A 7804-nucleotide genomic window follows, 5' to 3' on the forward strand; every position below is an offset into this window, starting at 1 on the left:
CCCGTGGACACTGAAGAGTTCCGGCTTCCCCGGTCGCGGGCGGCGAACGAGCGACTGCACGCGATGATCCCCGGAGGCGCGCACACCTACGCCAAGGGCGACGACCAGTACCCCGAGAACCTGGCCCCGGTCATCAGCCACGGCCGCGGCGCCCACGTGTGGGACATCGACGGCAACCGCTACATCGAATACGGCTCCGGGCTGCGGTCGGTCAGCCTCGGCCACGCCCACCCGCGCGTGATCGAGGCGGTGCGGCGGGAACTCGACCGCGGCAGCAACTTCGTCCGGCCGTCCATCGTGGAGGCCGAGGCCGCGGAACGCTTCCTTGCCACCGTGCCGACCGCCGAGATGGTGAAGTTCACGAAGAACGGCTCCGACGCCACCACCGCCGCCGTACGCCTCGCCCGCGCCGTCACCGGCCGCCCGCGGGTGGCCCTCTGCGCCGACCACCCCTTCTTCTCCACCGACGACTGGTTCATCGGCACCACGCCGATGTCGGCCGGCATCCCGGCGGCGACCACCGATCTCACGGTGTCCTTCCCGTACGGGAATCTGGCCGCCACGGAGGACCTGCTCACCCGGCACCAGGACGAGATCGCCTGCCTGATCCTCGAACCCGCCGCCCACACCGAGCCCCCGCCCGGATACCTCGCCGGCCTCCGCGAACTGGCCGACCGCCACGGCTGCTTACTGATCTTCGATGAGATGATCACCGGCTTCCGCTGGTCCGAGGCGGGTGCCCAGGGCCTGTACGGCGTCGTCCCCGACCTCTCCACGTTCGGCAAGGCGCTGGGCAACGGATTCGCCGTCTCCGCACTGGCCGGGCGCCGCGAGCTGATGGAGCGGGGCGGGCTGCGCCACTCCGACGACCGGGTGTTCCTGCTGTCCACCACGCACGGCGCGGAAACGCACTCCCTGGCAGCCGCGATGGCCGTGCAGACCACCTACGTCGAGGAGGGCGTCACCGCGCGGCTGCACGCCCTCGGCGAGCGATTGGCCGCCGGTGTCCGCGAGGCCGCGGCGAGCATGGGCGTCGGCGACCACGTCGTCGTCCGGGGCCGGGCCAGCAACCTGGTCTTCGCCACCCTCGACGAGAACGGGCAGCCGTCGCAGCAGTACCGCACCCTGTTCCTGCGCCAACTGCTCGCGGGCGGAGTGCTGGCCCCGTCGTTCGTCGTGAGCAGCGCGCTCGACGACGCCGACATCGACCGTACCGTCGACGTGGTGGCCCAGGCATGTGCGGTGTACCGGAAGGCACTTGACGCTGACGACCCCACCCCCTGGCTGGGCGGACGACCGGTGAAGCCGGTGTTCCGCCGCCTGGCGTGACGACTCGTCAGCTACTGCGCAGCCGACGGGAGGCGGCCGTCCGGTCGACCAGCCACGCGGTCGCCGGAATCACCGCCAGCGCGGTGCACCAGCCGCCGAGGACGTCGGTCGGGTAGTGCGCGCCCAGGGCGACCTGGGCCCACCCCATCGCGGCACCGGCAACCAGCGCCGCGGCGAGTACGAGTGACGTGCCGGCCGTCCTGCCGAGGCCGAGCCGGCCGGTCGCGAGCAGCGCCACGACAAGGGCGACCGCGGTGAGGAAGGCGGTGTGCCCGCTCGGGTAGGACAGGTTGTCGTCCCCGTGAATGGTGCGTCCCACCAGGGACTTGAGCAGCGTGGTCGTCCCCACGCTCAGGCCGGTCCCGGCAACGACGAACACCGCCGCGCGAGGCCACCGGAGCAGTAGGCAGCCTGCCACGGCGGCCACAGCCAACAGCGCCGCTCCGGTGGGCTCCCCGAGGAAGTCCGTGGCCAGAGCGACGCCCCGCCACGGCGGCCGCACACTGTCCGCCGTCGGCTGCACGATCCACCTGTCCACCCGGCCCGGCTCGCTGTGACCGGCGTACCGGACCCCGAGCACGACAACCACCAGCGCGGCGAGCCCCGCGACCGGCCCGAGCCACGCACGCAGCGATGGCGGCAGCACCGCGGGGCCCGGCCGGCCGCTCATACGCCCACCACGACGCCCGCGCCGCTGACACTCCTGGTTCACTCCTGCCAGGCAATCCAACACAACACCCCCGGTTTCGATGCGCCCCCGAACCCAGATCTATCATCCCGGTGCGACGCTCAGCCTCGCCTAGTGCGGCGTTGAACCCGCTGAACCTCGGACCCGATGAGGCCGATCCTGTCTCTCTGGTCGACGGTGTGCACACCCGTCAGGCAAGGGCGCACGCCGCCGACGGGAAACACTCTGTAAGCCCCCTGCACGCTGGTGTCGGCCCGGGGGATTCTTGGTTATTTCTTAAGTAATAAAATCTGATTCTCTGGCGGAGCGGCAGGCAGGTCCTGTGGATCTATCGGGATCGGCCGATGGCCGGTGAGGCAAGCGCGCTGTACGACGGGACCGGTGAGAGATAGGGGAGGAACTCCATGTTGTCTCCGCAATGGGATTCGCGAGGGTCTGCTGACGCGACGTTCCTGGATTACGGAATTTCTACTGTCACGCGTCTTCTCGACAATGCGGGACTGAATGTCGAGCAAGGGGCAAGGGTTCTTCGGAGGATGCTGTCACCGTGGGGGAGAAGGCGGATCGCGCAGCAACCCGACTGGCACTCGGATGTCTGTGCCGACGGTTCGCCGATCGAGTTTTCCGCGGCATTTTCGGCCGGCTGCGTGAAAGTCCGGGTGCTCGTGGAGGCGATTCCGGACGAGCCGAACACACTGGCCGCACAGGAGTCGGCGATCGAGCTCTCTCAAGGGCTCACCCGCGACTTCGGCGCTGTCGGCGGCCGACTCGCCACAGTACGGGACCTGTTCCTGCCGGATGAAAGCCCGAGCGGCTTCGCCATGATGTACGCCGCCATCTTCGCGCCGACCGGACGGCCCGAGTTCAAGGTCTATCTGAATCCGAGCGCCAATAACGCCATGACCGGTGCCGAACGGACTCGCGAGGCGCTGGAGCGCCTGGGGTTCGGTAAGGCATGGACAGCAGTCAGCACATATGCTCGCCGGGGATTCGACCTCGACCGCATCGTCTACTTCGGCCTCGACCTGACCGACGGCCCCGAGTCGCGCATCAAGGTGTATTTCCGCCACTACGATGTTTCCCCGGCGGATCTGGACGCCCGCATGGAGATTTCCGCTCAGCACGAGTCCGGATTCCTGGGCGAATTCTGCCGCAAGCTGACCGGCCGGGCCGGCAAGCTCAGGGAACAGCCCCTCGTCAGCAATCTGACGTTCACGGCCGCCGGCGAGCATATCCCTGCGTCCGCCACGGTGTACGTGCCGCTGTGGCGGTACGCGGAGAGCGACAGAACGATGCGCGATCGCATCAGCTCCGTCATGACTGATATGGGGCTGCCCAGCGGCCGCTATCAGTCACTGCTGAACCACATGGCCCGCCGCCCGCTGTCGGACGGGCGCGGGATACACACCTACGCATCGGCGCGTGTGCACGAGGGCCGTCCCCACCTGGCCACGTATTGGTCCTCGGAGCTGTACGACCGGTATCCGCCCGCCCGTTATCAAGGGGGTTGATCCTCATGCTTCAGGCCGCGACCGGACCGCTCGGATCGCTGTTCGGTGACGCGCGGGTCCGGCCCGATCTACTGCGCCGGCAGTCGCATATCCGGTGGGGTGCCTACCCGCCCGGTGTCATCCCGCTGACGGCGGCGGAACCGGACTTTCCCGGGCCGCAAGCGGTCACGGACGCCCTCGCCCGCTCTCTTTCCGATGGCTACTTCCCCTATGCCTCACCCGCGGGACTCGACGAACTCCGGGAAACGTACTCCGACGTGGCCGAGGCGCGGTACGGAATCAGCGCGGCTCCCGATCGCGTGGTGCTGACCCCTGGCACGGCGTCCGCGCTCTGGGGAGTGGTGCGTCTTCTCTGCGGAGAAGGCGATGAGTGCATACTGCTGGACCCGGTTGACCTGCTCTTCGGCCAAGCCATCGATGCCGCGGGGGCCCGGCGGGTCTATTGCCCGGTCGACAAGAGCACGGGGCGGCTCGACCCGGACCGGCTCGCCTCTCTGATCACTCCGCGCACTGCCCTGATCTGTCTGTGCAATCCGCACAACCCCCTGGGCACGGTCTTCACCGAGGCGACGCTCCGGGCGATAGCGGAGACAGCGCAGACCCATGGTGTGCCGATACTTTCCGACGAGGTGTGGAATGAGATCGTGTACCCGCCCGCGGCGCATGTCAGCATGGCCGGCCTGGACTCTGCGGAAAGCCGGCAGATCTACACGGTGACCGGGCTCTCCAAGACGTTCGCGCTGCCCGGGCTGAGGATGGGGTTCGTCATCGCCCCGGACGCGAGCGCTGCGGTCAATCTGCAGCTCACCTTCCAGTATCTCGGTGCCGCGTACAGCCTGACCCCCTTCACCCAGGTCGGTGCGCTGGCCGCACTGCGGCACGGCTGGCCCTGGCGGGATTCCTTCGTGCAGCATCTGCACGAGACGCGGAACTACTGCGTGGAACGGCTGAACGCGATCCCGGGCATATCGTGCACCCGCCCGGACGGGACATTCGTCCTGTTCCCCGACATCTCTTCCTCCGGGCTGAGCAGTCGGGCGATGGCCGAATTCCTGCTGGCGGAAGCCCGGGTGGCGGTAGTGGCCGGCACCACCGAATGGTTCGGCCCGGCCGCCGAAGGCAATATCCGTATCAGCTATGCCACGTCCCGCGGAATGCTGGAAGAGGCGCTGAACCGGGTGGAAAGGGCCGTTGCCGACCTCACTTCCGCGTCATCGGCCGCGTAGCCACGCCTTCAGGGAGCCCCACCACGATGCCCGCCTCCTGGGAGCCGGGGGCGTCGGATACGGCACGGGGAGCGCGGCAACGGGACGAGAACCGCTGTCCGTACCGTCCCGCAGCGGGCCCCCGGTCTCCGCGCCGACGCCGACCGGAGCGGCGGACATGGCAGTACTGCCGGACGTGGCAGTACTGCCCGACGTGGCCGTACTGCCGGACCGAGGCGTGGTGAAGGTGACCGGGAGGCTGGTCAGGTGGCGCGTCATCCAGCCCGATTTCCAGCGCAGCTCCTCTTCGGGAATGCTCAGTCCGACGTCGGGCAGCCGCGCCAGCAGAGTGTCGATGCCGGTGTCGGTGATGGCGCGGCCGATGTTCTGGCCGGGGCACTCCTGCGGGCCGCTGCTGAAGGCGAGATGCGAACGGTTTCCGTGCAGGGAAGCCGTGGGGTCCGGCCGGACGGCCGGGTCGTGGTTCCCGGCGGCCAGACCGAGCAGCAACATGTCACCCGCCTCGACCTTCTGGCCGCCGACCTCGGTGTCCACGGCAGCCCAGCGGCCGGGGATGGTCATGAGCGGCGGTTCGCTCCACAGCACCTGCTCCACCACGTCGGGCAGGGTCATCTGTCCGCCGGCCAGCGACGCGTGGCAGCGGGGATCGGTCAGCACCATGCGCAGAGTGCTTTTGAGAAGGTTGACAGTGGTTTCGTTGCCGGCGATGAGGATGACCCGCAGGTGATTCCACACCTCTTCATCGGTGAGCGCGGAGGAGTGTTCGAGCAGCCAGGACGTGATGTCGTGGCCGGGGTTGCCACGCTTGCGCCGCACGAGCTGCTGGAGAGTCTCCACGATGAACTCGTTGCTGGCTACCGAGGTCTCGGTGCCCGCCACCATGTCTCTGCTGGCTTCGACCAGCCGCGGGCCGTACTCGTCGGGCATGCCCAGGAGCTGTGTCATCACGAGCATGGGCAGTTGCTCCGAGAAGTCGCCCACCAGATCTGCCGCTCCCCGGTCGGCGAAGCCGTCGATCAACTGGTGGGCGGAGCGGGTGATCTGGCGTCGGATGCCGCGGCGGTTGAAGCGCTCCAGGCTGTCGGTGACCGCCAGGCGCAGCCGGTCGCGTTCCGCGCCGTCGAGGAACAGACAGACCGGCTGCCAGGCAATCATCGGGAGCAGTGGGGAATCCGGCGGAACCTTGCCCTCCTTGAACCAGCGCCAGGTGCGGGAGTCGCGGCTGAACCGGGACGGCGTACCGGCGACCTCCAGGATCTCGCGGTAACCGAGGACGATCCAGGCCGGCAGGTCGCCATCCAGCAGGACGGGCGCGACGGGCCCGTGCTCGTCGCGCAAGCGCTCGTACAGGCTCATGGGGTTCTTGGCAGCCTCGGGTCCGAGAAGCCGCGCAAGTCCGGCAGGATCCCCGAACCGGGCGTGTGCCGGACACTCCGGAGGCGGCTCGGGCGCTGACGTGGTGCGGGACGGGTCGGGGAAGGAGGCGGTCACCGTGGCTCCGGGTTTGTGGTGGTGAGGGTGTACAGGTAACGCACGAGGGTCAGCAGGCAATCACGGCTGGAGCCGCGGTTGCGGGCGTCACAGTCGATGACGGGTACGGCATCGGGGATGTCCAGGGCCGCTCGGAGCTCGGACACCGGGTGGGCGGGGGCGTCCGGGAAGGCGTTGATGGCGACGACGAAGGGCATGCCGCGTTCCTCGAGCCGGCCCATCACGTCGAAGCTGTCTTCCAGCCGCCGGGTGTCGACCAGGACCACCGCGCCGAGTGCGCCTTCGAAGAGGCCGTTCCACAGGAACCAGAAGCGCTGTTGGCCCGGGGTGCCGAACAGGTACAGCACCAGTTCCTCATTGAGGGTGATCCGGCCGAAGTCCATCGCCACAGTGGTCTCGGACTTGCGCTCGATGCCGGCGATGTCGTCCACTCCGGCACTCGCCTCGGTCATGGTCTCCTCGGTGGTCAGCGGCCTGATCTCGCTGACCGCTCCGACCATGGTGGTTTTACCGACTCCGAAGCCGCCGACGACCACCACCTTCACCGCCGAGGTGACCGAGGCCGGCAGGGCGTCCTCGCTCCGGGGACCGACGACGGGTTCAGAGATTCTGAAGTCCATGCATCACCGCCTCCAAAAGGGCGACGTCGGGCAACTTGGCCGGGGCCGGTACCCGGGCTTCGACATGGCCGTTGGACAGCAGGTCCGTGAGCAGTACCGCGATCACGCTGACCGGCAGATGGAGGTACGCGGAGATCTCGGCGACGGACAGCGGGTAGTCGCATATGCGGACGATGGCGGCCTGTTCGGGCTGCATGCTCGCGCCGGCCTCGTCCCGGCTCACGATCAGCGTGACCATGTCCAGTGGGGAGCGCTTGTCGGGCATGTCCCGGCCGGACGTGATGACGTAGAGCCGTTCGGGGCCGCCCTCTTCCCAGTCCGGGCGCTGTGGCTGTTCCGGGTCGCTCATGGAACCTGCCGGTCGGCCCGTGGCGGGCTGCTGAGGTGCTGACCGATCCGGGCGACCAGGTCCCGCATGCGCTGTCCGATGAGCCCGGCATCCACGTCGTCATCGGCCAGCACCGCCAGGTACGCACCGGCGCCGGCCGCCATCAGATAGAAGAAGCCGCCGTCGACCTCAATGACGACGAGTTTCATCTTTCCGTCGCCGTGCGGGAATTCCGCACCGACGGCCGCCGACAGGCTTTGCAGTCCGGCACAGGCGGCGGCGAGGCGATCCGCGGTGTCTTTTTCCGTACCGAACTGTGCCATGCACAAGCCGTCCGAGGACAGCACCACGACATTTCGAGTCTGCGGAACACTGGACGCCAACTCCTCCAGCATCCAGTCCATATTGAGCCGTTGCTGTGTCGCCACTTGCTTACTCATCCTTACCTAATGGCTCAGTTACTGCTTGGACTCTCGTCATCGCTCGGGCCATCGGGACGATGCACCGGGGAATCGGCTCGGGACTCGCCGTAGGCGCCCTCGTGAAAGGCGGCCAGCCACAACCCGGCCTGCGGGGGCTGCTCGACCGGCGCCGGGGGCGGGGAGCCGGCG

At 68.3% G+C, this 7804-nt stretch carries 8 protein-coding genes; 3 read left to right on the forward strand and 5 right to left on the reverse strand.

Going from position 1 to position 7804, the window contains the following annotated elements:
- The first annotated feature begins 3 nt into the window (after nt 1-3).
- Nucleotides 4-1329, forward strand: a complete 1326-nt coding sequence (locus CCS38_RS20045; protein ID WP_223734678.1) for a glutamate-1-semialdehyde 2,1-aminomutase — start codon at nt 4-6, stop codon at nt 1327-1329.
- A 7-nt stretch (nt 1330-1336) separates the two neighbouring features.
- Here the strand turns inward: CCS38_RS20045 and CCS38_RS20050 are convergent, their stop codons facing one another.
- Entirely contained in the window at nt 1337-1999 is a 663-nt protein-coding gene (locus CCS38_RS20050) for a phosphatase PAP2 family protein (RefSeq protein ID WP_223734679.1), read from the reverse strand.
- Nucleotides 2000-2421: 422 nt separating this feature from the next.
- Between CCS38_RS20050 and CCS38_RS20055 the strand changes: the two genes are divergently transcribed.
- Both CCS38_RS20055 and CCS38_RS20060 read left to right on the forward strand, forming a co-directional pair.
- Complete coding sequence (locus CCS38_RS20055; protein WP_223734680.1) at nt 2422-3528, forward strand: tryptophan dimethylallyltransferase family protein; 1107 nt, start codon at nt 2422-2424, stop codon at nt 3526-3528.
- Between the two features lie 5 nt (nt 3529-3533).
- Nucleotides 3534-4754, forward strand: a complete 1221-nt coding sequence (locus CCS38_RS20060; RefSeq protein ID WP_223734681.1) for a pyridoxal phosphate-dependent aminotransferase — start codon at nt 3534-3536, stop codon at nt 4752-4754.
- On the opposite strand, the gene CCS38_RS20065 is transcribed toward CCS38_RS20060, so the two are convergent.
- The 4 genes from CCS38_RS20065 to CCS38_RS20080 all read right to left on the reverse strand — a co-directional run bounded on the left by CCS38_RS20065 (nt 4740) and on the right by CCS38_RS20080 (nt 7633).
- Nucleotides 4740-6110: a cytochrome P450 gene (locus CCS38_RS20065; RefSeq protein WP_223734682.1), complete on the reverse strand. Its 1371-nt coding sequence runs from the start codon at nt 6108-6110 to the stop codon at nt 4740-4742. The genes CCS38_RS20060 and CCS38_RS20065 overlap by 15 nt on opposite strands.
- Before the next feature lie 131 nt (nt 6111-6241).
- Entirely contained in the window at nt 6242-6865 is a 624-nt protein-coding gene (locus CCS38_RS20070) for a GTP-binding protein (protein ID WP_223734683.1), read from the reverse strand.
- Complete coding sequence (locus tag CCS38_RS20075) at nt 6846-7214, reverse strand: DUF742 domain-containing protein (RefSeq protein WP_223734684.1); 369 nt, start codon at nt 7212-7214, stop codon at nt 6846-6848. Before CCS38_RS20075 ends, CCS38_RS20070 begins: the two co-directional genes overlap by 20 nt.
- Nucleotides 7211-7633, reverse strand: a complete 423-nt coding sequence (locus CCS38_RS20080) for a roadblock/LC7 domain-containing protein (RefSeq protein WP_223734685.1) — start codon at nt 7631-7633, stop codon at nt 7211-7213. The genes CCS38_RS20075 and CCS38_RS20080 overlap by 4 nt, the downstream gene beginning before the upstream one ends.
- Nucleotides 7634-7804: the final 171 nt, after the last annotated feature.

The organism is Streptomyces purpurogeneiscleroticus (assembly GCF_020024005.1).
GTDB lineage: Bacteria > Actinomycetota > Actinomycetes > Streptomycetales > Streptomycetaceae > Streptomyces > Streptomyces purpurogeneiscleroticus.

Excerpts from the sequence above, each read along its gene's own strand:
- CCS38_RS20050 (WP_223734679.1), bottom strand. The coding sequence starts at position 1,999 with ATGAGCGGCCGGCCGGGCCCCGCGGTGCTGCCGCCATCGCTGCGTGCG.
- CCS38_RS20055 (WP_223734680.1), top strand. The coding sequence starts at position 2,422 with ATGTTGTCTCCGCAATGGGATTCGCGAGGGTCTGCTGACGCGACGTTC.
- CCS38_RS20060 (WP_223734681.1), top strand. The coding sequence starts at position 3,534 with ATGCTTCAGGCCGCGACCGGACCGCTCGGATCGCTGTTCGGTGACGCG.
- CCS38_RS20065 (WP_223734682.1), bottom strand. The coding sequence starts at position 6,110 with ATGAGCCTGTACGAGCGCTTGCGCGACGAGCACGGGCCCGTCGCGCCC.
- CCS38_RS20070 (WP_223734683.1), bottom strand. The coding sequence starts at position 6,865 with ATGGACTTCAGAATCTCTGAACCCGTCGTCGGTCCCCGGAGCGAGGAC.
- CCS38_RS20075 (WP_223734684.1), bottom strand. The coding sequence starts at position 7,214 with ATGAGCGACCCGGAACAGCCACAGCGCCCGGACTGGGAAGAGGGCGGC.
- CCS38_RS20080 (WP_223734685.1), bottom strand. The coding sequence starts at position 7,633 with ATGAGTAAGCAAGTGGCGACACAGCAACGGCTCAATATGGACTGGATG.